Annotated in this window: 23 protein-coding genes and 2 tRNA genes; 16 read left to right on the forward strand and 9 right to left on the reverse strand. The window is 55.3% G+C overall.

Going from position 1 to position 25,214, the window contains the following annotated elements; all coding sequences use genetic code 11:
* Positions 1-3 precede the first annotated feature (3 nt).
* Together murI and BQ8011_RS04855 are read left to right on the forward strand one after the other, a co-directional pair.
* On the forward strand, positions 4-846 hold the full coding sequence (gene murI / locus BQ8011_RS04850; RefSeq protein WP_072455316.1) for a glutamate racemase: 843 nt from the start codon (positions 4-6) through the stop codon (positions 844-846).
* Entirely contained in the window at positions 843-1,652 is an 810-nt protein-coding gene (locus BQ8011_RS04855; RefSeq protein WP_072455318.1) for an MBL fold metallo-hydrolase, read from the forward strand. Before murI ends, BQ8011_RS04855 begins: the two co-directional genes overlap by 4 nt.
* 88 nt (positions 1,653-1,740) lie before the next feature.
* On the opposite strand, the gene rdgB is transcribed toward BQ8011_RS04855, so the two are convergent.
* Positions 1,741-2,376 (reverse strand): RdgB/HAM1 family non-canonical purine NTP pyrophosphatase, encoded by a 636-nt coding sequence (gene rdgB / locus BQ8011_RS04860; protein WP_072455320.1) that lies wholly within the window; start codon positions 2,374-2,376, stop codon positions 1,741-1,743.
* Positions 2,373-3,152, reverse strand: coding sequence for a ribonuclease PH (rph, locus tag BQ8011_RS04865; RefSeq protein WP_072455322.1), 780 nt, complete (start codon positions 3,150-3,152; stop codon positions 2,373-2,375). The genes rdgB and rph overlap by 4 nt, the downstream gene beginning before the upstream one ends.
* A 60-nt stretch (positions 3,153-3,212) precedes the next feature.
* On the opposite strand from rph, the gene nudC reads away from it, so the two are divergent.
* A complete protein-coding gene (nudC, locus tag BQ8011_RS04870; protein WP_231945267.1) occupies positions 3,213-4,193 on the forward strand; it encodes an NAD(+) diphosphatase in 981 nt (326 codons plus the stop codon).
* Positions 4,163-6,271, forward strand: coding sequence for an ATP-dependent helicase (locus BQ8011_RS04875; RefSeq protein ID WP_407639761.1), 2,109 nt, complete (start codon positions 4,163-4,165; stop codon positions 6,269-6,271). Before nudC ends, BQ8011_RS04875 begins: the two co-directional genes overlap by 31 nt.
* On the opposite strand, the gene BQ8011_RS04880 is transcribed toward BQ8011_RS04875, so the two are convergent.
* Positions 6,268-7,050, reverse strand: coding sequence for a hypothetical protein (locus BQ8011_RS04880; protein WP_072455328.1), 783 nt, complete (start codon positions 7,048-7,050; stop codon positions 6,268-6,270). The genes BQ8011_RS04875 and BQ8011_RS04880 overlap by 4 nt on opposite strands.
* A 134-nt stretch (positions 7,051-7,184) precedes the next feature.
* Positions 7,185-8,714 carry a zinc-dependent metalloprotease gene (locus BQ8011_RS04885; protein WP_072455330.1) on the reverse strand — a complete coding sequence of 510 codons (1,530 nt, stop codon included), beginning with the start codon at positions 8,712-8,714 and terminating at the stop codon, positions 7,185-7,187.
* A 143-nt stretch (positions 8,715-8,857) separates the two neighbouring features.
* Between BQ8011_RS04885 and BQ8011_RS04890 the strand changes: the two genes are divergently transcribed.
* The gene (locus tag BQ8011_RS04890; RefSeq protein WP_231945268.1) at positions 8,858-10,039 is read left to right on the forward strand and encodes a YlbL family protein; all 1,182 of its coding nucleotides are present in this window, start codon (positions 8,858-8,860) and stop codon (positions 10,037-10,039) included.
* A gap of 41 nt (positions 10,040-10,080) precedes the next feature.
* Here the strand turns inward: BQ8011_RS04890 and BQ8011_RS04895 are convergent, their stop codons facing one another.
* Positions 10,081-10,626, reverse strand: a complete 546-nt coding sequence (locus tag BQ8011_RS04895; RefSeq protein WP_072455334.1) for a PPA1309 family protein — start codon at positions 10,624-10,626, stop codon at positions 10,081-10,083.
* Between the two features lie 94 nt (positions 10,627-10,720).
* Here BQ8011_RS04895 and BQ8011_RS04900 point away from each other — a divergent pair, with 94 nt between their 5' ends.
* Positions 10,721-13,723: a UPF0182 family membrane protein gene (locus BQ8011_RS04900; RefSeq protein ID WP_072455336.1), complete on the forward strand. Its 3,003-nt coding sequence runs from the start codon at positions 10,721-10,723 to the stop codon at positions 13,721-13,723.
* 134 nt (positions 13,724-13,857) lie between these two features.
* Here BQ8011_RS04900 and BQ8011_RS04905 read toward each other — a convergent pair whose 3' ends face one another.
* Positions 13,858-15,318 carry a sensor histidine kinase gene (locus BQ8011_RS04905; protein ID WP_072457655.1) on the reverse strand — a complete coding sequence of 487 codons (1,461 nt, stop codon included), beginning with the start codon at positions 15,316-15,318 and terminating at the stop codon, positions 13,858-13,860.
* 75 nt (positions 15,319-15,393) lie between these two features.
* Here BQ8011_RS04905 and BQ8011_RS04910 point away from each other — a divergent pair, with 75 nt between their 5' ends.
* The 4 genes from BQ8011_RS04910 (at position 15,394) to BQ8011_RS04925 (ending at position 17,977) form a co-directional block, all read left to right on the forward strand.
* Entirely contained in the window at positions 15,394-15,957 is a 564-nt protein-coding gene (locus BQ8011_RS04910; protein WP_231945269.1) for a DUF2505 domain-containing protein, read from the forward strand.
* 52 nt (positions 15,958-16,009) lie between these two features.
* Positions 16,010-16,480, forward strand: a complete 471-nt coding sequence (locus BQ8011_RS04915; RefSeq protein ID WP_072455337.1) for an OsmC family protein — start codon at positions 16,010-16,012, stop codon at positions 16,478-16,480.
* A gap of 88 nt (positions 16,481-16,568) precedes the next feature.
* Positions 16,569-17,372 carry a thymidylate synthase gene (locus BQ8011_RS04920; RefSeq protein ID WP_072455339.1) on the forward strand — a complete coding sequence of 268 codons (804 nt, stop codon included), beginning with the start codon at positions 16,569-16,571 and terminating at the stop codon, positions 17,370-17,372.
* 62 nt (positions 17,373-17,434) lie between these two features.
* Entirely contained in the window at positions 17,435-17,977 is a 543-nt protein-coding gene (locus tag BQ8011_RS04925) for a dihydrofolate reductase (protein ID WP_106406424.1), read from the forward strand.
* Here the strand turns inward: BQ8011_RS04925 and BQ8011_RS04930 are convergent.
* Entirely contained in the window at positions 17,930-19,162 is a 1,233-nt protein-coding gene (locus BQ8011_RS04930; protein ID WP_083429932.1) for a DNA recombination protein RmuC, read from the reverse strand. The genes BQ8011_RS04925 and BQ8011_RS04930 overlap by 48 nt on opposite strands.
* Positions 19,163-19,286: 124 nt before the next feature.
* On the opposite strand from BQ8011_RS04930, the gene BQ8011_RS04935 reads away from it, so the two are divergent.
* The 3 genes from BQ8011_RS04935 (at position 19,287) to BQ8011_RS04945 (ending at position 20,389) form a co-directional block, all read left to right on the forward strand.
* Positions 19,287-19,363, forward strand: a tRNA-Met gene (locus tag BQ8011_RS04935).
* A 138-nt stretch (positions 19,364-19,501) separates the two neighbouring features.
* The gene (locus BQ8011_RS04940) at positions 19,502-20,107 is read left to right on the forward strand and encodes a hypothetical protein (protein ID WP_072455343.1); all 606 of its coding nucleotides are present in this window, start codon (positions 19,502-19,504) and stop codon (positions 20,105-20,107) included.
* A gap of 203 nt (positions 20,108-20,310) precedes the next feature.
* Positions 20,311-20,389 (forward strand) — tRNA-Met (locus BQ8011_RS04945).
* A 128-nt stretch (positions 20,390-20,517) separates the two neighbouring features.
* Here the strand turns inward: BQ8011_RS04945 and BQ8011_RS04950 are convergent.
* Complete coding sequence (locus BQ8011_RS04950) at positions 20,518-21,558, reverse strand: DUF11 domain-containing protein (RefSeq protein ID WP_072455345.1); 1,041 nt, start codon at positions 21,556-21,558, stop codon at positions 20,518-20,520.
* A 30-nt stretch (positions 21,559-21,588) separates the two neighbouring features.
* Positions 21,589-22,617, reverse strand: coding sequence for a hypothetical protein (locus BQ8011_RS04955; RefSeq protein ID WP_072455347.1), 1,029 nt, complete (start codon positions 22,615-22,617; stop codon positions 21,589-21,591).
* A gap of 191 nt (positions 22,618-22,808) precedes the next feature.
* On the opposite strand from BQ8011_RS04955, the gene BQ8011_RS04960 reads away from it, so the two are divergent.
* Genes BQ8011_RS04960 through BQ8011_RS04970 form a run of 3 tightly spaced genes read left to right on the forward strand, consistent with a single transcriptional unit; the run spans position 22,809 to position 25,153 of the window.
* A complete protein-coding gene (locus BQ8011_RS04960; protein WP_072455349.1) occupies positions 22,809-23,528 on the forward strand; it encodes a hypothetical protein in 720 nt (239 codons plus the stop codon).
* The gene (locus BQ8011_RS04965) at positions 23,529-24,299 is read left to right on the forward strand and encodes a hypothetical protein (RefSeq protein WP_072455351.1); all 771 of its coding nucleotides are present in this window, start codon (positions 23,529-23,531) and stop codon (positions 24,297-24,299) included.
* Positions 24,296-25,153 carry a hypothetical protein gene (locus tag BQ8011_RS04970; protein ID WP_072455353.1) on the forward strand — a complete coding sequence of 286 codons (858 nt, stop codon included), beginning with the start codon at positions 24,296-24,298 and terminating at the stop codon, positions 25,151-25,153. Before BQ8011_RS04965 ends, BQ8011_RS04970 begins: the two co-directional genes overlap by 4 nt.
* Positions 25,154-25,214: the final 61 nt, after the last annotated feature.

Raw genomic sequence — 25,214 nt, forward strand, 5'->3', positions numbered from 1 at the left:
TGTATGGATAACGCGCCGATTGGTATTTTCGACTCTGGCCTGGGTGGGCTGACGGTTGCGCGTGCCATCATCGATCAACTTCCAGATGAAGACATCGTCTACCTGGGGGACACGGCTCACGCTCCCTATGGCCCGCGTCCGATCGCTGAAGTTCGCCAATTGACACTGTGGGGCCTTGATCGCCTCGTCGAGGCAGGGGCGAAGGCGCTGGTTATTGCCTGCAATACTGCGACTGCTGCTGCGCTGTCGGACGCTCGCGAACGCTACTGGGTTGGCCAGCGCATTCCCGTCATCGAGGTCGTGACCCCCGCTGCGCGCGCTGCTGTTGTCGCGACGCACAATCGTAAAATCGGCGTGATTGGAACTCAAGCAACTATCCAGTCAGAAGCCTATGTCAATGCTCTTGCCGCAGTTCCGGGTCTTCGAGTCTTCCAACAGGCCTGCCCACTTTTCGTCCAGTACGTCGAGGCCGGGCAAACGGCTGGCCCCGAATTGGAAGGAATCGCCCGCGAGTACCTTACGCCCCTGAAAGAAGAAGGGGTCGATACCTTGATTCTGGGGTGCACGCACTACCCGCTTCTCACCGGAGTGATCGGCCGAGTCATGGGGGATACCGTCCGTTTGGTGACCTCTTCTGCAACGACGGCGAATGTCACCTACAACGAGTTGGTTGACCGTGATCTGCTCCACGCACCGCGCCGCGGCGCAAGTGATGAACCCCAGCATCAGTTCCTCACCACCGATGCATCCTCACGCTTCCCGATCCTTGCCCGTCGTTTCTTAGGGCCCGAGGTCCAAAGCGTCAGTGAAGTTCCCGCCCTCCCACTAGAAGGAGGCGCCCAATGAGGCTTCGCATCATTGGCTGCACGGGGTCAATGTCGGGTCCGGATTCGCCGGCATCGTGCTATCTGCTTCAAGCCCTCGGCCCCGATGAAAGAACTGGGAGGCAGCGAACCTGGAACATTGTCTTGGACATGGGGCCAGGATCTTTCGGTGAATTGTGGCGCTACATCGAGCCAACCAATATCGATGCAGTGATCTTCTCGCACTGCCACGCAGACCACATGGGAGATGTCATTTCCCTGCACGTCTACCGCCGCTGGGGACCTGGCGCGTATTGTGACCCCATGGTTCTTGCGGGGCCGGCATGTTTGCCCGGCCGTGTTCGCCAGATCGATGGAGTTGGCGAAGAAGAAAACTACTCGACAGAGTTTATTTTCAAGGAACTACGCGACACTCAGACATGGACTCTGGGGCCCTTTACCCTAAGTGCAGCGCGGGCATGGCACTCTGTGCCGGCTTTCGGGATTCGCATTAGCGGCCCTTCTGGTTTTTCAGAAGGCGATGCCTCTGGATCGCGCAGTACTTTCTTCTATACCGGTGACACTGACCTATGCGACAGCATCGTTGAGGGTGCTCGCGGGGTTGATCTTCTCCTCAGCGAGGCCGGATTTACTGAAGAAGATACCGTCGAGGGCATTCACATGGATGGCACCCGCGCAGGTACCCTTGCCGCGCGTGCCGAAGTTGGCAGAGTCATCCTCACGCATATCCAACCGTGGAATAATCCCGAGGCCACGCGCTTCCAAGCGGAACAAGCATTTGGCGGGCGCGTGGAACTTGCGACGACCGGCATGTCTGTCGACTTCTAGTACTCGCAGACACCGCTTTGGTGCAGAGAAAACCCCGCGAAGCCGGACAATTCCACACCATCTGGCCACGCGTCCTCCTGCGCCTTGCTTAGTTGCCTGCTAGGACCTCAATAATCCTCGGCGCAAGCGCGCGGAAAGCGATCCCGCGGTGACTAATCGCGTTCTTTTCTTCCGCGCTGAGCTGTGCGGCAGTGCGATCCATACCCGAGGGAACAAAAATTGGATCGTAGCCAAATCCTTGCTCGCCTTGCGGAGCGGTCGTCAGGTGTCCTTCGACGCGTCCGAGCTCAACGAACTCGCGGCCATCGGGCAGAACAAGCGCTGCAGCAGAAACGAATGCCGCGCCTCGTAAATGGAGCGGGACGTCGCTGAGCTGAGCAAGAAGCAACTCAAGGTTCGCGCGGTCGTTCCCGTGAGCTCCGCTCCATCGGGCAGAGAAGATCCCGGGTGCGCCGCCCATGATGTCCACGCACAGGCCGGAATCATCGGCGAGCGCAGCGATTCCGGTTGCTGCGCACAAAGACCGGGCCTTGATCAGGGAATTCTCTTCGAAGGAAGCGCCATCTTCAACGGGCTCGGTAACATCGAAATCGCTCATCCGGCCAATGCGGCCAGCACCCTCGGGGAGGAGGGGAGCGATGATCGCCTCGAGCTCTGCAACCTTGTGGGCATTTCCGGTCGCAAAAACCAGGCGAGGTGCATCTGCGCTGCGTACGGAGCTCACAGTGTGGCCTCGGAAGAAACGGTAACTCCCGGCTGCGCTGCCAACGCGCGTGCCTGGAGGTCGCGGATCTGGGCGTTACCGGTGGTTGCCAAGTCAAGGAGCTCGCCGAGCTCGGTACGGGAGAAGAGCGCATGCTCAGCGGTTCCTTGAACCTCAACGAAAGAACCCGAACCCGTCTGGACAACGTTCATATCCGTCTGCGCGCGCACATCTTCAACGTAGGGAAGATCGAGCATGGGGGTGCCATCAATGATGCCAACGGAAATTGCGCTTACAGAATCAGAGAGGACCTTCTCGGGAGAAGAAGCCGCAACGATCCCCTTCGAAATACCCCAAGAAATGGCCTCGTAAAGCGCAACATAGGCGCCCGAAATGGAAGCGGTGCGGGTTCCGCCATCAGCTCGCAAAACATCGCAGTCAAGAACCAGAGTGTTCTCTCCGAGGGCCTTGATATCAACGATCGCGCGAAGCGAACGGCCGATGAGACGCGAAATTTCGTGGGTGCGGCCGCCGATTTTACCCTTGACGGATTCACGCTGGGAGCGCTCGGAAGTAGCGCGCGGGAGCATTGAATACTCCGCGGTCACCCAGCCTTCTCCACTGTCGCGCTTCCATCGCGGCACGCCCTCGGTTAGCGAGGCAACGCACAAAACGCGCGTGTTCCCACATTCAATCAGTGCAGATCCTTCGCCGGTTCCTGCCCAGGAACGAGTGATAGACATTGGGCGAAGCTGAGAGGGGGTGCGCCCATCGGCGCGAAGCTGAGAAGTAGTCATGACTCCAGCCTAACGCTCATTTGCGTTGTGGTTGAAGCGAAGGACGGCTACGGTTACAGCATGCCCCTTTTCGACACGATCAATGGTCTTCCCTTTGCCGATGAACAACTGTTTTTCCCGCGTGAACTTGGCGCGTGGGTGAAGCGCTTGAACGCGCCCGGGGGCTATAGTGCACTCCTCAAAGAACTCGAAAAAGACGCACAAGAGCTTCGCATCCTCGCGATGACGACTGAAGGTAAGGTCGCGGTGCTCCCTGTGAACAAAGGGCTTTACGAAGCGTGGAATATGGGGGCAGTAGTTGAAGACTGCGATCGCGTGTTCTTTGCCGGAGTAGATTCGCGCGAGGTTGTGCGTTTTATCGCGATCGTATCCGAAGAAAGCCTTGCCTCCCTGCGCGATAAGTGGGATGTGCCGTTGGAGGAACTTTCCTGGCTTTCCTTGCGTCACGAGGCCGCGCACTTGGAAAGTGCGGATCGCACCAGTGCTGGACGGGCACTGGCATTACTGCGCTGGCAAGAAAATAACCAGTATTGCTCGTGCTGCGGCGGGCAGATGTGCAGTGAAAATGGGGGAGAAATCCAACGCTGCGTGCAGTGCGATCGTTTAGAATACCCGCGCCAAGATCCTGCGGTTATCGTCTTGATTACCGATGAAGAAGACCGGATTCTCCTTGGGCACAATCGATCGTGGACACCCGCATTCATGTCGCTGATCGCCGGATTCGTGGAGGCAGGAGAAACCCCCGAGCACGCTGTTGTTCGCGAAGCCAAGGAAGAAGCAAACCTCGACGTCGAAGACGTCCGTTATTTCGCAACTCAGCCCTGGCCATTCCCACGCTCGGTCATGATGGGCTTCACCGCCTCGGTGAACGGTACCCCAACTCCTCAACCCGATATGGACGAAGTCGATGCCATGCGTTGGGTGACTCGCGATGAACTGATGACCCTTGTCGAATCGGGAGAACTCGAGATTCCCACTCACACCGCGATCGCACGAAAGATGATCGACATGTGGCTCCATCACCTTGGACGGGCTTCGTGAACGCCCGCGACGAATCCGCGGCCGAGAAACTTCTGGAGGCTCTCGACCCGGACCAACGTATGGTCGCTCAGTATGCGGCCGGCCCCATGGCCGTACTCGCGGGAGCCGGGACGGGAAAGACTCGTGCGATCACCTATCGCATTGCCTACGGCGTCGCGCGTGGGATTTATGAGCCGACCAATGTCTTGGCCGTAACCTTTACTAAACGTGCGGCTGTTGAAATGCGCGAGCGTTTGGCAGCTTTAGGTGTTCCCGGTGTCCAAGCGCGTACTTTCCACTCAGCGGCACTGCGCCAATTGCAGTTCTTTTGGCCCAGCACCATTGGCGGGTCGATGCCCCCGCTGATCGAGCACAAGGCCTCGTTGATTTCGTCGGCAGCGGCGCGCTTGGGGATCCGTGCGGATAAAGCGCTGGTTCGCGATCTTGCGGCGGAAGTTGAGTGGGCGAAAGTCTCCATGCTTGACGCCGATGCTTATGCCGATACCGTTCGCGCGAATACTCGCACCACGCCGGGAGATTTGAGTGTGGACGACGTGCTCTCTGTCATGGATGCCTATCAGATCGCCAAGGAAGAGCGAGGCGTCCTTGATTTTGAGGACGTTCTAGTCCTCACCGCGGGAATCCTGCAAGATTACCCGGCAATTGCCAAGCGGATCCGCGACCAGTATCGCTATTTCGTCGTCGATGAATACCAGGACGTGTCTGCGTTGCAGCAGCACTTGCTCAACTTGTGGTTGGGTGGGCGCCACGATATTTGCGTCGTCGGAGACGTTGCGCAAACAATTTATTCTTTCGCCGGTGCCTCTCCGCGCTACCTCCAAGATTTCGCTGAGGCGCACAAAGGCGCGCGACTTGTCGAACTTGTGCGCGACTATCGCTCGACCCCGCAGATTGTCAGTGCCGCCAATACTTTGATGAAAGGGCAACATTCTTCGGTGCTCAAGGGAGCAGTGAAGCTGGTGTCTCAAAGAGAAGACGGCGTTCCCGTCAGTTATCGCAGTTTTGACGATGACACGGATGAAGCACGAGGCATCGCGGAAGATATTCGCTCGCTCCACGAGGCGGGTGCGGCGTATTCTTCGATCGCAATCTTGTACCGCACCAACGGACAGTCTGAGTCCTTTGAGGCACAACTTGCCGAGGCCGGGATTCCTTTCATCGTCCACTCGGGAATGCGCTTCTTCGAACGTGAGGAAGTACGGCGCGCAATGTACCTGCTCAAGAAACAGGCGACCATGTTGCGAAACGAAGGCAAGGATGAGAGCGACCTTGTCCAATTGGTCGAAGACCTAGTGGGAATTGCCGGGTGGAGTGCAAAGGCCCCCAGCGGGCAAGGAGCCCTTCGAGAACGCTGGGATAACCTCAACGCAATCGTTGAGATGGCGCGCCAGCGAAGGGATGCGTCTTTCGTAGCTTTCGTCGCTGATCTTGCCGAAAGAGAGATCTCACAGGCCGCACCTGCAACCCAAGGAGTGACGCTTTCAACGCTTCATGCTGCAAAAGGACTGGAATGGGACAACGTCTTTGTCGCGGGAGTAAGTGAAGGACTGATCCCAATTTCCTTAGCTCAAGGAGAAGACGCGATCGAAGAAGAGAAACGCCTACTCTATGTGGGAATGACGCGTGCTCGTGATCGCCTCTGTGTCTCATACTCGCGTTCTCGTCATGGCGGTAATGGAAAACGCAAAGCCTCGCGTTTCTTGAAAGATCTGTGGCCTCGGGACGACAAGAACCGAACCCGGGTGGGCCGAGGCGGTGCGCTTGAAGGAGGCAGCTCCAAGAAGAGCGCAGCGCGAGTGGCCCGCGCGGATTTTGAAGAAAACAATTCCCCGGAAGTCATCGAGCTTTTTGAGCGCTTGCGTGCATGGAGAAAAGCCGAGGCCGAAGCGCGTTTGATCCCCGCATTTGCGGTCCTCACCGACAAAACCCTGCGCGATGTTGCAATTGCTCAGCCAAAAACCCTTGTTCAGCTTCGCGTCATCAAAGGGATTGGTGAAGTCAAGATCGACTACTTCGGGCCTCAAATTTTGGCAATTATCCGAGGTGAAGAGGTCACAGTCGATACTGATCCTGCTTAAGAAGCCAGGGGATAGCGAAGATTGTGGCTGAGTAGGTCATACTCGGTACGCGGCAGTGAAGCGAGGCAATGCGCGCCAGCGGGGGAGCGCCTTTCACAGTCAGGTTCTGGCAGGCAGAGTGCGTCTTTTGATGCCGCGCCGTGACAGCCACAGTCGGGGTTGATGCTGAGTTCATGCCACGAAACATCTCCCGAAGCCGAGATTCGAAGAAAACGATTCGTGCAGGTGGAGTGTTCACAGCCAAAACGCGCAAAGTCGTAGATCATCAAAGAAAGCCACGAGGCCGCCATATGAGTGAGCCACGGAAGTGGTGACTCGAGGCGCCACAGAGCAATGTCTCGTCCTTTTGGAGGGCTACCTTCTCTCGAGGATGAATCGATGCAGCGAGCACAGCAGGTGATGCCTGGAATGACAAGAGGGCCAATATCCCACCAGCCCTCACTCTGACAGCTCAGGACGTGGGGAATATCTTCGAGCATGAAAGAATCGCTTTGTTCAAGGTTATGAGCACCTTGAGAAGACACGATTGCCAGATCGACGGGCGAATACGAATTGCAATAGCGTAGATCGGGGTAGCGATGCTCAAGATGAACACGCATTGCTTGAGAGCGGCGCGGAAACGGGGGCTCATCTGGGAATAGGTGCGCTAATTCTGCGCTGAGCCGTCGAGAATCGACCAAGCGCATTCTTGTACTTGGCAGAGTCTGAACGATGAGGTCGACTGCAGCGACCGTGACCGGGTCAATCCCGTTGATTTCAAGGCTGAGAGAGTTCGTCATTGTTCCTCCGCACTGTCATGGATAAATTCCATTGTGTACGCAAGGACACTTCGAGCGGGTACGTTGGCGCAATCTGTGGAAAACGCCGAAGGCGCGCGCACCCTGTGGACAGGCTCGATACTTGCCTGTCAGTATCAGGAAAGATCGCTGTCGGCTTCGCTTGGTGGTTCTTCTGAGGAATCATCCCCCGAATCTGTTGGATGAGCGGCCTCGTCTGGGTTCCCAATCTGGTACCCCGCCTTACGAAGGGTATCGGCCTCGGGATCCATTGAGGGATCAAGGCCCTCAGCCCACCCCATCGAACCGTCCAAAAGAGACTCCAGTGCCTGATCCATATCGGCGCTGGCCTCGGCTTCGGCATGGCGAAGAGCGACGAAGGTTTCCGGAGAATCAAGCTCATTGCTATTGGGGATCAGATCCGGGTGCGCCCACAAATCCTCACGCGCATGGGTTCCGCCGTCTTCAAACACCAACTGGAAGAGCTTTGCGGCATCTCGTGCGCGTCGTGGACGCATTTTCAACCCGATGAGACTCCCGAGAATCTTCTCAACCGGACCGCCCAGTGCGCGCCGGCGACGCATGAGCTCACGAAGCTGTTCAAGGTGAGGCAAGTAGGGCAGGGCCGCCTGAGCAGTGACGACATCAACCCAACCTTCAATGAGGGCAAGGAGGTTTTCAACTCGCTCCATTGCAGCGATCTGCTCGGGAGTGGGGGCAGCTGCGAAGATTTGCTCGTTGAGAGTGTCTTCGGTGAATTCACCGTTTTCCGGATCGAAATGTGCTGCGGCCTCGGCGACTGCATGTGAATCGATCGCAATGTGCTGGGCATAGCGCTCAACCGCGCGGGTCAGATCCCCAGAAAGCCACGGGACTCCGGAAAAGAGGCGGCGGTGCGCGCACTCACGCAGGGCAATGAATTGAAGAACCTCTTCGAAGGGGATATCTAGCTCATCGGCGAAATCCTCAACATTGCGCGCGACCAGCGCAGTTGTCGAGCCATTGGTCAAAGGAATACCGACATCGGTGGACCCCATGGCGCTCTGCGCAATTTTGCCCAAGGCAACACCGATCTGGCTCGCGAAAAGGAAAGAAGACATCTTCGGCAAGATATTGCGCGTTGAGTTGAGCAAACTGGCGATATCAGGCATGTCTTCTGATGCTGAGGGGTCAAGCTCGGGCAGGTGCTGTTCTTGCTCGTTGAGCACGTCCTCGAAGGCCTTGGCGACGTTAGCTGCAACCGGCTCGCAGATCTTCTTCCACACCTCCGCAGTGCCGTCGATCCACTCGGCGCGAGTCCAGACCTGACGGTTGACGGGACCGGGAGAGAACTCGACGGTGGCATCCAGCCACAGATCTGCGACAGTCATCGCTTCACGGGCGCGCTGTGCTTGAGCGGCAGTCACCGCAGTTTCTCGTGAATCCCATGCCTTCGACTGAGCGAGCTGAAGGGCGCTCTTCCAATCCACAGGTCCAACTGAAGGTCCATTCATCATGATGGAGAACTGAGTCAGTGCCTGACGCATGACCTCGGGATCGGGGAATTGACTGTTGAGACTTTCGGGGTCAATCCCGCGAGCGCGCATGGATTCCATTGCCGCTCGGGCTGCCTGCTCGCCGAGCAGGTTACGGAGAAACTCTTCCATGTTCGATTCGTTGTCGCTCATGTGTTGAGCCTAGCTGTGAGCTGGGCCGCGTTCTAGCTCAATGCCCAGTTTCGAACGAACTTAGCTCACAGCGCAATCGTCTTCGGATACCGGCACATACTTCCGCCTCACGAATATTTCCATACTGAGGGACAATGACAGGTATGAATGAACTCCATGACGATCACGACGTGAACGATGAAGACCCGCAGGCCAATGCTCGTAGCCTGCGCTGGCTACGTAGACTAACGGTCACGCTTGTCGTCATGAGCATTCTTGGTGTGGCTGCAGCGGTTGTCCCGCTGCCCTACGTCGCACGCCTTCCCGGGCCGACGGTGAATATTTTGGGCGCCGCGGCAACGAAAGATGGTACTGAGGAGCTTCTCTCCATCACAGGGACCAACCCCCTGACGGGTGAAGAAATCAAAAACCCAGATCCTTCGACCAATGCGGACAGCGGCCAATTGCGAATGGTGACGGTCTCTGAGATGGGAGGACCTGGGCGCAGGCTCAACGTCTACGGGTGGATTCAAGCGGAACTCACCCCGGCCTCGGAACTGGTTCCCTATTCGAAGGTCTATCCCGATAACGTCACCCGCGAGCAGGTTGATAACGCCAACAAAGCACAAATGACGGGGTCGCAATCGACGGCGAAAGTCGCAGCCTTGATGGAGCTTGGCTGGAAAGTCCCCGCGACGGTCAAGATTACGGGCACCGTCGAGGGATCCGACGCGCAGGGGAAACTGCGTGAGGGCGATATCCTCCAATCGATCGAAACCCCCGACGGGGTCCTTCACTCAATCGAAACTCCCGCTGATCCTTTTGCGATCATGCGCAAGGTCGCTCCCGGCTCGATACTCAAAGTCACGGTGAAAAACGGTGAGGATCAACGGACAGAAACAGTTGTTTCTGCTGCCTCTATCGGAGAAACAGAAGGCTCGAAGCTTGGGATCTACCTGGACGCGCAGGTGAATCTTCCCGTAGATATTCATTTCTCCTTGGAGAACATCGGCGGCCCCTCCGCGGGAATGATGTTCTCGCTGGGCATCATTGACCGCCTCAGCGAAGGAGACATGACGGGCGGGAAGTCGATCGCCGGAACTGGGACCATGTCCTATGACGGCAAAGTCGGGGCAATCGGTGGAATTGCACAGAAAATGCAGGGTGCAAAACGCGACGGAGCCAGCTGGTTCCTTGCCCCTGAAAGCAATTGCGATCAGGTCATTGGGCACGTCCCGGAGGGATTGCGGGTCGTGCGTGTGTCAACCCTTCATGAAGCTCACGAGGCAGTAGATGCGATTGCCGCAGACCGTGGGGATTCCCTTCCGACCTGCGAAGCCAAGTAAGCCAAAGAACGTCAGGGGCAGGCGCGCGCCTCATCGATTCCTTAGGAAAGCGAGGCTAAGAGCGCGTCCGTTAGCCCGGGGACCAATTGCGAACCCTGACCGACCTTGTCATCGCTGTCGAAAGTACGCGCGCGCAGAGCGCTCCACGTCTCACCGCTGCGCAGGGCTCCTGCTGCAATGCGAACATCGGTAGCCTTGGGATGATTCGAAATGAAAGCAAGAGCTTCATCGGGATCTTCCGGAGCCTGTGCTTCCACCTCGGGGGGAACAATGACGCGTTCGAGGCTCAGCGCTGCGCCGACGACCGAAGGTGGCCACGCGAGGTGGGCGAGCATCTCTTCGAGGTCTTCCCCCTGGAAGTCTTCTTGGATGATTGCACTCAAATGAGTATCAGTACCGTCCCATTCTTGGCGCAAGGCGTCTTTGAGTTCTTCAGGAAGATCAGGCTGATCGAGAAGAGTCGCTGTGCGCACCAGAGCATAAAGGGAAGGCGCATGATCCCATCCAACCAGTGATGCCGCTTTTTCAATGTCGAGAACGACATGAGCGAGGGCGAGCTGGTCAGCGGTGGGGGTGAGTTCATTCATGCGCTCATTTTCCCACAGGCACTTGGCACACGCAGATGCATGCGCGGCTGGCTAGAATACACATATCGTGATCATTCTTTAGAGAGGAAGCTTTGTGAGCGATTCTCCCTTCTCCATCGGCAATAACCCCATCCAATTGCCCAAGATCGAGTTCCGTCGCCCGAAGATCGGCCCCGGAGCCATCACCGTTGTGGTATTGGTGCTCGTGGGGCTTTTTGTCTACGCTGCTTCATCGTTCTGGACCGAAATTCTCTGGTTCCAGCAGATGCATTCGACTCGGATCATTTTGACCCGATGGGGAGCTATCGCTGCGCTGGCACTCATCGGTGCAGTGATTTCAGTAGCTCTCTTGCGTACGATGATTGGTCTGGCTCATCGTCATCGCGTGCCATCGGGCAGGGGAGAAGTAGGCGCGAATCTTCGCCAATACCAAGAAGCGATTGAGCCCCACAAGAAGGGGCTGGCCTGGCTGGTTGCTCTGCTGATCGGTATCCCCGTTGGAATCAGGCTCGCCGAAGGATGGCAGACTGTCCTCACCTGGCTCAACGCGACACCCTTCGGGAAGACCGACCCGATTTTCGGGTGGGACGTTTCATTCTTCGTCTTCACTCTTCCCTTCCTTGAGCTGGTCGTCTCTTTCCTCATGCGCCTTGTTCTTCTCTCCCTGGCGGTCTCGCTTGCTGTGTCCTACCTCTACGGAGGACTGCAGCTCACTCCGCGCCCGCACGCTCGGAAAAACGTGCGACGCCACCTGGGGATCCTCGCAGCTGTGGCCTCGGTGATCATCGGCGCATACTACTGGATCGGACGCTACTCACTGCTCACTCAAAGTGGAGACAACATTGACGGCGCAATGTATGCAGACGTCAACGCCACCCTTCCCGCGCACTCAATCCTCGCGGTGATCTCGCTCGCGGTTGCAGTTCTCTTCCTTATTGCCGCTTTCCGAGGCACCTGGCGCCTTCCCACGATCGGCGTCGTTGTCACCGTGGTTGCCGCATTGGTCATCGGTGGCGCCTACCCCGCGCTCATCGAACAGTTCAGGGTCCGCCCGAACGCGCGTTCTTTAAACGCTCCCTACATTCAGAACAATATTGATGCGACTTTGAGTGCCTATGGTCTGGACGATTTGGACTACACGACCTATGACGCAACGACCAGTGCTCAACCCGGTCAGTTGCGCGAAGACTCGGAATCGACCTCGCAGATTCGACTGCTCGACCCGCAGGTGATCCGCAAGACTGTTCAGCAGCTTCAGCAGTCGCGTCCCTACTACTCCTTTGATTCCGGGTTCTTTGTCGACCGATACACCATCAATGGTGAACGTCGTGACACCGTCATCTCGATGCGTGAACTCAACCTTGCTGGACTCTCGCAAGAACAACAGACCTGGGTCAACCGGCACACCGTCTACACCCACGGTTTCGGTGTTGTCGCTGCCTACGGTAACACCATCACTTCTGATGGTCTTCCCGCCTACTGGGAGCAATCCATCCCCTCGACGGGTGAAATGGGATCCTACGAGCCTCGCGTCTACTTCTCTCAGTCGGCGCCTGATTACTCAATCGTTGGTGGCCCAGAGGGCACCGCGCCCCAAGAACTTGACTACCCCGACGACAACGCTCCCGGTGGTCAGGTCTCCACAACCTTCACCGGCAACGGTGGTCCCTCGGTTGGGAATGTGTGGAATAAGCTCCTGTACTCGATCAAGTTCGGGTCAACCGATATCTTCTTCTCCTCTCAAACGAATGAAGAATCCCAGATCCTGTATGACCGTGATCCCTTGCTGCGAGTGGCAAAGGTTGCGCCTTACCTGACCCTGGAACAGAAGGCTTACCCGGCGGTTGTCGATACCGATGGAGATCCTTCGACCCCGAAGCGTCTGGTGTGGGTTGTTGATGCCTACACGACCACGGATTCCTATCCCTATGCCCAGCACCAATCGCTGTCCTCCAGCACAGTCGATTCACGTTCACAGTCGGTGGGAGAGTACATCCAAGGAAACTCCATCAACTACATGCGTAACTCGGTGAAGGCCATCGTCGATGCCTATGATGGATCGGTGCGTTTGTTCCAGTGGGACGATAACGATCCGATCCTCAATACCTGGACGAAGATCTACCCCGGAACCGTGGAACCCAAGGCAAATATCTCTGCCGACCTGATGGGGCACCTGCGCTACCCGGAGGATATGTTCAAGGTTCAGCGTGACCTTCTCACGTCTTACCACGTGCGTGATGCCGCTGATTTTTACACCGGCGGTGACCGCTGGCGACTCGCAGAAGAAACTTCGACTGCGGCAACAGCCAATGGTTTGTCTCAGAACATGACCTCCGCGCAGCTGCAAGCGATCCGAGTTCAGCCGCCGTATTACTTGACCATGCAGATGCCTGGGCAAGACTCCGCGGAGTTCTCCCTGACCTCGGTGTTCGTCCCCGGTGGTGAGTCTAAGCGCGAGGCCATGGCTGGCTTCCTCGCAGTCGATTCGGAAACGGGAAGCCAGGCTGGGCAAGTCCGTGAGGGATACGGCAAACTGCGATTGATCGCACTGCCTTCCTCGACGACGGTTCCCGGCCCCGGACAGATCCAAAATGCCTACGACACGAATCAGACAATTGCCTCGCAATTGAACGTGTTGAACCTATCGGATTCAACGGTCATTCGGGGTAACCTCTTGACCCTGCCTGTGGGCGGAGGCCTACTTTATGTCCAGCCTGTGTACATTCAAGGATCGGGCGGCGCAAACTATCCGGTGCTGCGTTTCGTCTTGACGGCTTTTGGTAATCGCGTTGGATTCGCTCCGACTTTGCAAGAGTCACTGGATCAGACCTTCGGTGGAGATTCAGCTGCGAAGGTGACGGGTAAGGACACCTCCGGTAAGGATAAGAACCAAAATACCGATACGAATAGCGAGCCCTCACAGCAGCTCGCCTCTGCTCTCCAGGACGCTAACCAGGCCATCCAAGATGGCCAAAACGCCCTGAAGAACAATGACTGGGCAGCTTATGGTGAATCACAAAAACGCCTCAACGACTCCCTCGCCAAGGCTATTGAGGCTCAAAAGGCACTGGAAGCACAAAAGGGCTCTGGTTCCTGATGTGCTGACACATGAGTGATGTTGTGGGGGCGGGAGGATTTCAATCCTCCCGCCCCCAACGACATTCACATCTCAAGCGTTGTATCTAGGCCCTTCCTCATTAGTTTTTCGAGGAAAGGTGTGGGTACAAACTTTCAGTCGGATAAACGGGCCTTCAATGTGACGACGGTTCCGCCACCTTCAGCAGGCTCCCAATCGATGCTGCCTCGAAGTTCGCCGCGAACCATCTGATTAACGATCTGCGTTCCCAAACCCGTCATCGCCCGACCGGGCTGGATTCCTGCGCCGTTGTCAGTAACTGTGACAGTGAGCTGGTCACCGTTGCGCTGCGCGTGGACGCGGATCAGCCCATCCTTATCCGCAAGACCGTGCTCAACCGAATTCGACACGAGCTCGTTAAGAACAGTCGCCATGGCCTGCGCTTGCGCTGCTGCAAGGCTGCCGAACTCGCCGGTTGTCGTCACATCGACCGCATGATCGGTTGAAGCGAGCGTTCCGGCCATTCGCACAATCGTTCGCGCGACATCGTCAAAATCAACCTGTTCATTGACGTCTTGTGAGAGGGCCTCGTGAACGGTTGCAATCGCTTGGACTCGTCGCTCGGCTTCCTTAAGCGCGGCCTGAACGCTTTCCAGATCAGAACGGCGAGACTGAAGACGCAGCAGAGCTGACACCGTCTGCAGATTATTCTTCACGCGGTGGTGAATTTCGCGAATCGTTGCGTCCTTTGTCATGAGTTCTTGTTCGCGTCGGCGAATCTCGGTGATATCACGCGTCAAGATGACGGCGCCCAGACGCTTATGACCGTCAACAAGCGGAAGTGCGCGCAAGGATATTGTGACCCCCTGAACCGATAGCTCGACGCGCCAAGGGGCGCGTCCCATCACAACGACCGCCAAAGACTCTTCAACGCTGTTCTCATCGCTGACAGCATCTGTGATGCGTTCGGCCAAGATTTCGCCAAATACAGAATCTTGACGGATTCCAATGCGACGCAGGCACGACATAGCGTTGGGGGTCGTCTGAAGGACCTTTCCATCTTGATCGATGAGGATCGCTCCGTCTTGGACGCGAGGAACGCCATGCGCGGAAGCTGTTGGAGCAGACTTGTAGGGGTACTCGCCCTGAGTGATCATCTCGCAGATGATGTCCGCCGCGTCACTGGTCCAGGTATCAAAGTTTTGAGCAAGACGAGGCGACGATAGATTCGTTTCGCGCGTGAGCACTGCGATAACTTCGCCCTCGTAGGGGATGGGCACGCAGACTTCGAGAACCGAATAGGTGCCGGCCCAATGCGGCGAAGTCGGGCGCACGACCTTGCCGGTTCTCATCGCCTCACGCAGCTCGGCCTCGCGAGCAAGAGGAAGATACAGGCCCCGCGGATCGTCAGCGTGAACGGTGATCGAGGTTGACGGGCGGCAATTCTCTGCGGCGAAGAAACGGTCATCGTCTGTATGAAGCCACAACACCAAGTCGGCAGCCGCAAGGTCTGCAAGAACCTGCCAATCAGCCAAGAGCTGGTGCAAATGATCGTGAGCTCCCGGGGACAGCTTAGGAGTGAATGAGACTTCTGCAGATTGGGCAAAGCTTGACATGTCCGACATGTCTTCACAATAGCGGCACTCGCCTTATTGTGAGAATCAACGGGCGGCAAGGATACAATCACTCCTGTGGACTTCGCTTCAACAAACGGGCGAAGCAGGCAAGAAGATGGGACAATGATGCAGGTCAATGGGGATGCGCAGTATCAATGCTCGCCAGAGGCATTCGTCGAAATCAGCACGAACGGGGATTTCGTTCAGACGCGCTTTGGGGAACTTATTCGCGAGGCCGTGGTGGAGCATCCGCAGGCAGGCGCCGTGAGCGTTCGCGGACAACTCAACCCCGACGCTCTTCCTGCGCGGGCGCGCTCGGCGGTGGAAAACCAAGTCTTCATCGAATACGACGAGGTGTGGACGCAGGTCGCTCCCAGGCACTTTCAAGCGACATGTACGCTCAGCGCCGAGGCGGTCTCTGTCAGCGCGCACCTGACCCAAAGCGTGAGTCCCGTGGAGTGGGATCGCAATCAGTGTCAGTGGGCGCTCAGCGGCGAATACAGAATTGCCATCCCTCTTATTGGACGCATGGTCGAGGCCACGGTGGCCTCGCATTTTGACGACTTCTTCAAGCGAGAGCACACAATAGTTGACACGTGGCTCAAGAGACATGCGGGCGAGTACTACATCGCGGAATAAAACCCTTTTACTTTGGGTTGTGAACTGATAAAGAACATGGGAAGGACACATCATGGCTGAAGAGATCAGCGAAACAACACAGTCTGTCGCGGCTGCGGGTGGCCCCTCACGGCCTCTGTACCTGGAACGGACAGGAGTGCGTCAGTACGTCGCTCGTAATGCTCGCGGAGCTGAGGTTCTGGTCGGTGACGGCCCGGGACGCTTCACCCCAGGTGATTTGCTCAAGCTTGCGCTGGCCGGTTGCATGGCAATGTCCTCTGATGCGCGTTTCGCCGCAGTTTTGGGCGAGGATTTCGCGCAGATTGCCGGCGTTTCCGCCGAATATGACGAGGCCGCTGACCGCTTCACCTCGATGGAAGTCGAACTTCTTCAGGACCTCTCTTCGCTCAGTGAAGAAGAGACAGTTAATCTTCTTCGTCGTGCTGGCTCCGCTATCGAGCGCAATTGCACGATCTCGCATAGCATTTCTGAGCCACTGCCTCACACCTTGCATATCGCCTCCGAAGAGGTTCGCGAATCTTGAGAGTTGCTGTCTCTTTCGCCAGCGTGTGCCACTAGGCTTGTAGGCGCTGGCGAAAGACGCAGAAACGAAAAGCCGGAAGGGAAAAGTAATGAACCAGGTTGATAGGCAATACGAAGACCTACTGGCAAAGATTATGCGCGAAGGTGCGGAAAAAACCGATCGCACGGGTACAGGCACGCGTTCCCTTTTCGGCGCTCAGCTCCGCTACGACCTCTCCCAGGGCTTTCCACTCATTACGACCAAGCGTGTCCACATGAAGTCGATCATTGGCGAGCTCATATGGTTCCTCAGCGGGGATTCAAATGTCCGCTGGCTTCAAGAAAATGGCGTTCGTATCTGGAATGAATGGGCCGATGAAAATGGTGACTTGGGGCCCGTTTATGGTGTCCAGTGGCGTCGCTGGAATGCTGGGGATGGTCGTGAGATTGACCAGATCTCTCAGGTTTTAGAGACACTGAAGACTAACCCTGATTCCCGTCGCATGATTGTGTCCGCCTGGAATGTTGGGGATCTTCCGCAGATGGCTCTTGAGCCCTGTCATGCGTTCTTCCAGCTTTATGTTGCCCAGGGGCGCTTGTCCCTCCAGCTGTATCAGCGCAGTGCCGACATGTTCCTTGGCGTTCCTTTCAATATTGCTTCTTATTCGCTCTTGACCCACATGTTCGCTCAGCAGGCCGGCCTGGAAGTTGGCGACTTTATTTGGACCGGTGGAGACTGCCACATCTACTCGAACCATGTCGAACAGGTGAATGAGCAGCTCTCGCGTGAGCCCTATCCTTTCCCAACTTTGAAGCTACGCCAAGCGGATTCGATGTTCTCTTACGATTTCGACGATATCGAGATCGAGGGCTACGAACATCACCCGACGATCAAAGCGCCGGTGGCCGTGTGAATCACCGCGGGGGCACTGCCCGGGAAATGACGGTGGGGGAGGAATTACAAGCACAGCATCGCTTGGTCCCTCTTGCATCGATTTGGGCGCAAACTGCTGACGGCCTGCTGGGTTCTGGGACTGAAATGCTCTGGCGGGTTCCCGCAGATTTTGCGCACTTTAAGTCCGAGACAATGAACTGCCCGATTATTATGGGTCGTTCATCGTGGGATGCCTTGGGGCGTCCCCTGCCTGGTAGAACGTCCATCGTCATTACCCGGAACCCAGATCTGAAACTGGACGGTGCTCTGGTTGCGCATTCCTTAGATGAAGCAGTGCGGCTTGGACAAGAGGATGCGCGCGAGCGGGGTAGCGAGCGCGTCTGGATCACGGGCGGCGCACAGATCTACACGCAGTCAATGCCGCTGGTGGATGAGCTTGTCGTTTCTTTCTTGGAACTTGATGAGCCCTGCATCGAGAAGATCAAGACCAGTGAAAATAAAGTGTTTGCGCCAGAGATTTCCCCTGACGAGTGGGGGCTTGACCCTCTTCGCAGCGACGAGGCCTGGCGTCCCTCCTCAGGAGATGCCCTCCGCTGGCGAGTCGAGGTCTTCCGCCACCTGTGAAAAGGGCATCGTGAGAGTTTTTGCCTCTACCTGGACGTACTCGAGGGGCTCAGGACTGAGATCAATTCCTGAGAGCTTTCGTGCGCTGACTAATGCGCGTGACTCAAAAGAGCCGAGGAAGGAATTCCAGGACTGCGATGCATTGTTGAGTGCAGCGGAGACTTTGGAGGCATGTTTTCCAAGCGTTTGGAGCCGTTCGTAGAGTTCTTGAGAGAGCTGAATAATCTCTTGAGCCTGTGTGGAGAGGCTTTGTTGACGCCAGGTGAAGGCAACCGTTCGCAGAATTGCCCACAGGGAAGTGGGGGATGCAAGAACAACATTCATGTTCAATGCATCGTGCATGAGTGAAGGATCGGTATGCAATGCTGCAGAGAGAACCGATTCACTGGGAATAAAAGCAATGACATAGTCAGCGGCATGGGGGAGTTCTTTCCAGTATTCCTTTCGGGAGAGTTCACTGACGTGGCGGCGCAAGGACTTTGCGTGCTGGAGCATCAGCTGCTCGTAAGTGAGTGTCTGATCCGAAGGATCCTCGCCATCCACATGTAGTGGAGTGTCTTCGCTTTGGGCGCGCAAGTAGGCGTCTAGGGGAACCTTCGCATCGATTGGAATGCACTTGTCTTGGGGGAGAAGGACGATCATGTCAGGGCGTTTGGATCGGCCTGCCGTTTCCACTTGGGTCTCAAAGTGGACGTGTTCGATAAGCCCGGCAGACTCAACGAGAGAACGCAGCTGGGCTTCTCCCCAAGTTCCACGAAGAGAAGCATGGGAGAGTGTTCGCGTGAGTTCTTGGGTGGACTGCCGAAGTAAATCTTCCGATTCGCGTGTCCACTTCAATTGTTGATCAAGCGCGCCGATTTGCGCGGCCTGCTGTCGTTCTAAAGAACTGACGGAGGTTTGAAGGAGCTTTAAGCCTTCGTTGATCGGAAGGATTGTCTGCATGAGCCGTTGGTGCTGCGCAGAATCAAGCTGTGCTGCTTGGGATTGAGAATCGGCCAAGAAGCTTTGGAAAGTATGTTCTTGTGTGAGGCGTTCGCGCAGTTCTGTCACTTGGGCCTGGCTGCGTGCGAGATCTTGCGAAAGTTCGAGGCGCGCGTGGAGCGCCCCGCTATGCTTGCCCACTGCCCACGATAAACAGGCTAGGGCTGCGCAGAGGACGAAAAAGAAAAGGCTCTGAAGTGTCATGGAGCGATGCTAAAACCTGGCACTTTCATCTGCGTCCAGTTTGAGTGTGTGGATCTACATGACCCATGTCACCCGCCTCGAGTTGTGCTTTTGGGCCAAGACAGGTATCTTTTTTAGGTACCGACGCGGGGTGGAGCAGTTCGGTAGCTCGCCGGGCTCATAACCCGGAGGTCGCAGGTTCAAATCCTGTCCCCGCTACCATGCAAAAGATATCCCTAGCCATGAGGCTAGGGATTTTTTATTAAACTTTTATGAAAATTGTATATGTGATGAAATGCAGTCGATTAAATAAATAAGTGTTATTCGATTTTTGATTTATATGCATTGGAGAAGTTATATATGACATCAATAGATTTTTTAAACAAACTGTATAAAAACTTAGATTTACAAGGATATAGTCTTTCTTTTTCTCCAGCTAAGTCTAAGGACTATATGCTGTACTGCAATGGTAACTTTGTCGGAGGATTGTTTGACGACGAGTTGTGCTTAGTCTATGCAGACAGCGTGAATGACTTGCTCGGACACCCAGAACCCGTCTACCGTGGCTACTCAAGCACAGCCTTACACAAAATGTTGATAATACCAGAGGAACACTGGAAAACAGCTTTAAAACTACTCTATGCGGAGAAATTTGACCATAAGCGATTGGTGTACGACATTACATATACCAGTATTGGCGCAGCTGTAGTGGAGGATTTCTATGACAAGAACATTGTGTTCTTACAGTTCTGCTTCGAAAGAAAGCTACTTGTAAAAAACCCTCTAGATCAGCAGAACCGTATCCTTCAAATGGTATATCTAAACAAAGACCTGACTGAAACAGGCCAATATATATTTCCAAAACTGCTACAAAAATTTCTCATTTATATAGATAATAACGGGAAAACCAGTTTGGAATCCATGTTGAAACGTTGGTACAATAGCTTGGTTCTCCATAAAAACTAATTCTAAGAAGATATACCACATTTTAACGTTGAAATTTGAATGAGTTTAGAAGTTTTTATCAACACTTTTTGTCCTATAGTCCGAAAAACAAAATGGATGCCACCTGTAATGTGCAGGATAGTATTCATGTGTTCCGCTTAATTCATAACATGTGTCCAGGATTCTGGGTGCATATCACATTTGGCTAGGGATATCTTTTGCATGGTTGCGGGGTAGAGCAGCTGGTAGCTCGCCGGGCTCATAACCCGGAGGTCGCAGGTTCAAATCCTGTCTCCACTACCAGAAAAACCCGGTATCTCAACAAAAACTCGCTGAGATACCGGGTTTTGTTTTACCCAATATTGCCCGAGGGGCCAGAAAAATTGCGGCCTACGCTTCGCGTAGACCGCAATTAAATGCAGGAAACTTTTCTAGCCACGCTTGCGTCTGCGCAAGGCAGCGCCCGCACTTGCGCTCAGTGCTGCTGCCCCAGCAAGGAAAGCAATCGGGGCACCCGTGCGTGCGAGCGCCGGTTTTGACGGAGCCGATGCACTGGTTGACACTCCTGCCGGACTCGTGCTTGCGCTTACCGAAACCGTCGTTGACTCACTGGCTGAAGGAGATGTAGCGCTTGTACTCACTGAAGCCGTAGGAGTGCTTGCGGTAGGTGTTGTTGAGCTAACGGACGGAGAAGGCGAGGGGGTGGGGGTTGCACACGGCGAGGGGTCGAGGATTGGATCGACTTGTGTTCCAGCAGCCAGCGGAGCGACGGTGATATCGGCGGTCCAAGAGTCTGCAGAGGACTGTGCATTAGCGCCGGTAAATCCCGTGAGTGCGGCGGTGTTAGAGATGGTTGCCCCAGCGCCCTTTTCATTCACGCGTCCCAGCACATGCAGCGTCGTGTAGTTCATGAAACCGAGCTGCCCTGCGCCGCCGGCCCAGACTCCAGTGCAGTGATCATAAGAACCAAAGACCTTGGCATCAGTACAGGGGAAAGTGAAGTCTCGAATGAGGCCGTCGTCCGGGTTCGGATCAAAGTCGTGTCCTTCCCGGATCCAGAGGTGATCGACCGGAGGATAGGCAAGGATCTCGTTGTTGCACAGTCGGGTCCACGAGTTCTGGTAGGTGATTCCCTCGGGCAGCAGGTCTTTCACATTGATGTTTGTCACTGTGCCAACGCCACGGTTAAGAATGTTGACACGGTAAAGAACATAGTCGCCAACGTTAAAGTTCCCAATCGGGAAATTAGCCGTCGAATCGAGAGCGATGGGCAGTCCGTTCGCGCCATAAACAGGCTGAGCGCCAGACATCTGGACGTGGGCAGCGTCCTTCAAGACAATAAGATCAGCGCCCTGGTTTGGGTCAGCGTTGGCCTGGAACTTGGATGCTGAAACACCGACAATTCCGAGTGCAACACAGGCACTGAGGAGTGCTGCACACAAACTGCGGCGTCGAGAATGACGGAGTGTCATGGTATGTCGGTCCTTCTGTAAACGGGGGGGTTAATTGAGCTTACGCCTGCTCGAGAGGAAAGATGATCCTGCAATAGTGGTGAGTAGCGCTATTCCCCCAAGAAGAGCGAGGGGAACACCCGTCCGTGCGAGCGTGGTTGTCTGCGGTGCGCGAGAGGCTGCTGTCGCGCTTGTCATTGCCGAGGCCTCGCTAGCGCTAAGCGTGGTAGTGGGGGTACTTGTGGCCGCGGAGGGAGCGGATGTGCTCACCGATGGTGAGGGCTGCGAAGACGTGGGGGAATCTGAAGGCGTCGGTGTTGAGCAAGGTGAAGGGTCAGTGATCTCCTCAACCTGTGCGCCGCTAGCAAGAGGTGCAACCGTAATATCTGCGGTCCATGAGTCAACGGAGAGCTTTGAATTTTGAGGAGAGATCTCCGTAAAACGAGCGGTGTTGGAAATCGTCTTTCCTGCGCCCTTCTTGTCGACACGTCCAAGGACAAACAAAGTGGAGTATGCGGCGTAACCAAAATACTCAGTGCTGCTCGTCCATGTTCCGCTGCAGTGATCGTAGGTCCCTGAAGAGTATCCTTCAGGTGCGCGACAGGGGAAAGTAATCGGGCTATCTGGGTACAGACTCTCATCGGGATTCACGCTTTGGCTTTCGCGAACCCACAGATGGTCGGTTGGAGCTATAACAGTGTGTGCGCATCTGCGTGTCCAGGAGTTCTGATAGGTGACCCCTTCGGGAAGGAACTCCGAAACGGTAAAACTGTTCACATTGGCATAATTGCGATTCAGAACATTGATGCGGTAAACAACGTAGTCTCCGACCTCAAAGCGTCCAATGGGGCCATCTGCGGTCGAATCAAGGCCAATCGGGAGGCCGAATTCGTCGTAGACGGGCTGTCCGCCAGACATCTGGACGTGGGCTGCATCCTTCAGGAGGATCAAGTCGGGGACGCGTTCTTCATCTGCCTGAGCCTGGAGTTGTGCGGTGGAGACCCCAGCAATACCCATTGCAACGCTTGCAGTGGCGAGGGCAGCAATGATGCTCCACCCTCGCTGTGAACGCCTGAACATAACGAGCCTCCAAAACCTTCAATACTCAGCAAGTTGTCTGAGCACAATACCGAGAAATGCTATCTGTAAGTAGCTGCTCAGTTCAAGAAAAACTGCCAGTTGTGCCTTAAAACTCATATGTTCTGAGCGAAAGGTCCTCTCTCACAACAGTTGTAGTATAAAAATGTTGAAACACATTTGAGGAGGACAAAATGAGTGAACCGACGATGCCGCCGAGCCTGCCGCCCATGAGCGGACAGTCAATTCCGCAGGGAAGCGTGCCAGCAACCGGCAGGATTGAAAACGGTGACTACTATTTCGATAAGTTTGATGATCGTCCGATTCCCACAATGGTGAACCGACTGATCATTGAAAAAGGTTCATGGACTAAAGCAATTATTGGCTTCGTTTTGGGAGGAGTTTTCCTCCTTGCATGTGTCAATTCCGTGCGCACTGAACAGTCAGTTGTAGCGATGATTCTTTGTTTCTTGATCGGGGCTCTCTTGATTGTCGCCGGGCTCGCCATGATGCCCCGCAAAGACTACATCGACTACCAGGGCTTCTATGTCACGAGCATTTTTGGCTCGAAGCGCTTCCCCTGGCCTCATTCGCGTACCAGTTTCTACGTCCGTAACACGCGGGCTGGAAACGCAGCTTCGGCGAGCGCTCGGATGACACAGACCTTTGACGTGAAACTGATCAGTGCTGAGGGAATGCAGATTCCCTTGGGGATTGTCTTCACCGGTCCGAACTCCGATGAATTGGAATGGCGAGGCGTCGTTCAGTGCTCGCGTATTTGGGATTGGGGCGTTGCAAGGGGCTACACCGTTGAGACGGGGGAGTACATTCCTCTTTCGGGAGCTGGAATTCACCAAGCACTTCGTCAGTCTCAGGAAGAACGCTACGGTCTTCGCCAGAACTTCAATCAATAAATGAGTAATCCCTACGCTCCTCAGCCTGCTGAGGATTCTCCTCAACTCTCACTTCCTCCCGCTGCTGGGGAGCGCTTCGTTATTAAGCCAGAGGAAGAGATCGTCTCGAAGATCGGGACGGTTGTAGACGGTGACTACTACTACGATCAAAACGACGAGAAGCCGATTCCTCTTGAAGCAAAGAGAATAGTCTTCGAAAAAGGTTCGACCTTTATGGTGATTTTGTCGTGGTGTTTAGCGCTCTTTCTTTCTATGCCCTTCCCGACGATGCTGGCCAAGGGAACAGACGCGGTCATTGACGCGGATCATCCATTGATCTGGTCCTTCATGCTAGGGATCGATCTGGTGATCATCGTCTTTCTTATTATTCATGGTTTCCTTTATTTCCCAAGTACAGATTGTCTTGACTCCCAAGGGATCACCCTGTCTATCTTGTCAAGGAAAATACAGATTCCGTGGCCGCACTCGCGAACGGGTTTGTATGTTCGCCGTGTGAACCAGAAAGGTCGAGCTCTTCAGACAGCTGAAGTGAAGGTCATTCGCCCAGACGGTTCCTCCGCGTTACTTCCTATTACCTTCAGGGGACTGGATTCAGTCAAAACTGAACGAGATGCTGTCATCCAATGCTCGCGGATCTGGGGCTGGGCGGTGGCAAAGGGCTATACCCAAGAGAGTGACGAATACATTCCTCTTGCGGGACTAGGGGTTCAGCAGTCTCTTCGCCGTCGCCAAGAAGAACGCTACGGTTTTCGCCAGAACTTCAATCAATGAGTAATCCCTACGCTCCTCAGCCTGCTGAAGGTAGTAATCCCTTCGCTCCTCAGCCTGCTGAAGGTAGTAATCCCTACGTTCCTCAGCCCGCTGAGGATTCTTCTCGAGTATCACTTCCTCCCGGTGCTGGGGAGCGCTTCGTCATTGAGCCAGAGGAAGAGATCGTCTCGAAGATCGGGACGCTTGTAGACGGTGACTACTACTACGATCTAAACGGCGAGAAGCCGATTCCTCTTGAGGCAGAACGAATAGTGGTTTTGACGGGGGCATGGATCGCCATTATTGTGCCCTGTGCTTTCGCGCTTTTCCTGTTCATGCCTTTCGTGAAAATGATGAGGGATGGCCCCGCTTCAGTGATCAATCAAGATCACCCAATTGTCTACTCGGTCATGCTGGGTGTTGATCTGCTGATCGTTATTTTGCTCGTTGTATTGAGCGTTCTTGTCTTCTGGCCCTGTAAGAATTACATCGACAAAGATGGTTTCCGCGTCACTTTCTGTTTCAGAACAATGCGGTCGCCTTGGCCACGCTCAAGGAGCGGCTTGTACGTGCAGATCCGATCGCGTCGAGGCAGACCCGTCAAGACATCTCAAGCGAAGGTCGTTCGCCCAGACGGTTCCGCTATATCGATTCCCATTGCCTTGATGGATATTGACGCAGACGAGGTTGAAAAGAGCACTGTTATCCAGTGCTCTCGGATCTGGGATTGGGCAGTTGCGAAGGGCTACACCGAAGAGACCGGTGAATATACCCCTCTGAGGCGACATAGCAAAGACGACGTTTTTCGCCGTCGCCAAGAAGAACGCTACGGCCTTCGTGCCCATGTGAACGACAACCAGGAAAACCTCCAATAGGTCTTTCCTTCGTATAAAGGTGTGGGCCCGGCAGCTGCCGGGCCCACACCTTTATACCTAG

It is taken from the genome of Actinomyces marseillensis, assembly GCF_900155605.1.
Classification (GTDB): domain Bacteria; phylum Actinomycetota; class Actinomycetes; order Actinomycetales; family Actinomycetaceae; genus Pauljensenia; species Pauljensenia marseillensis.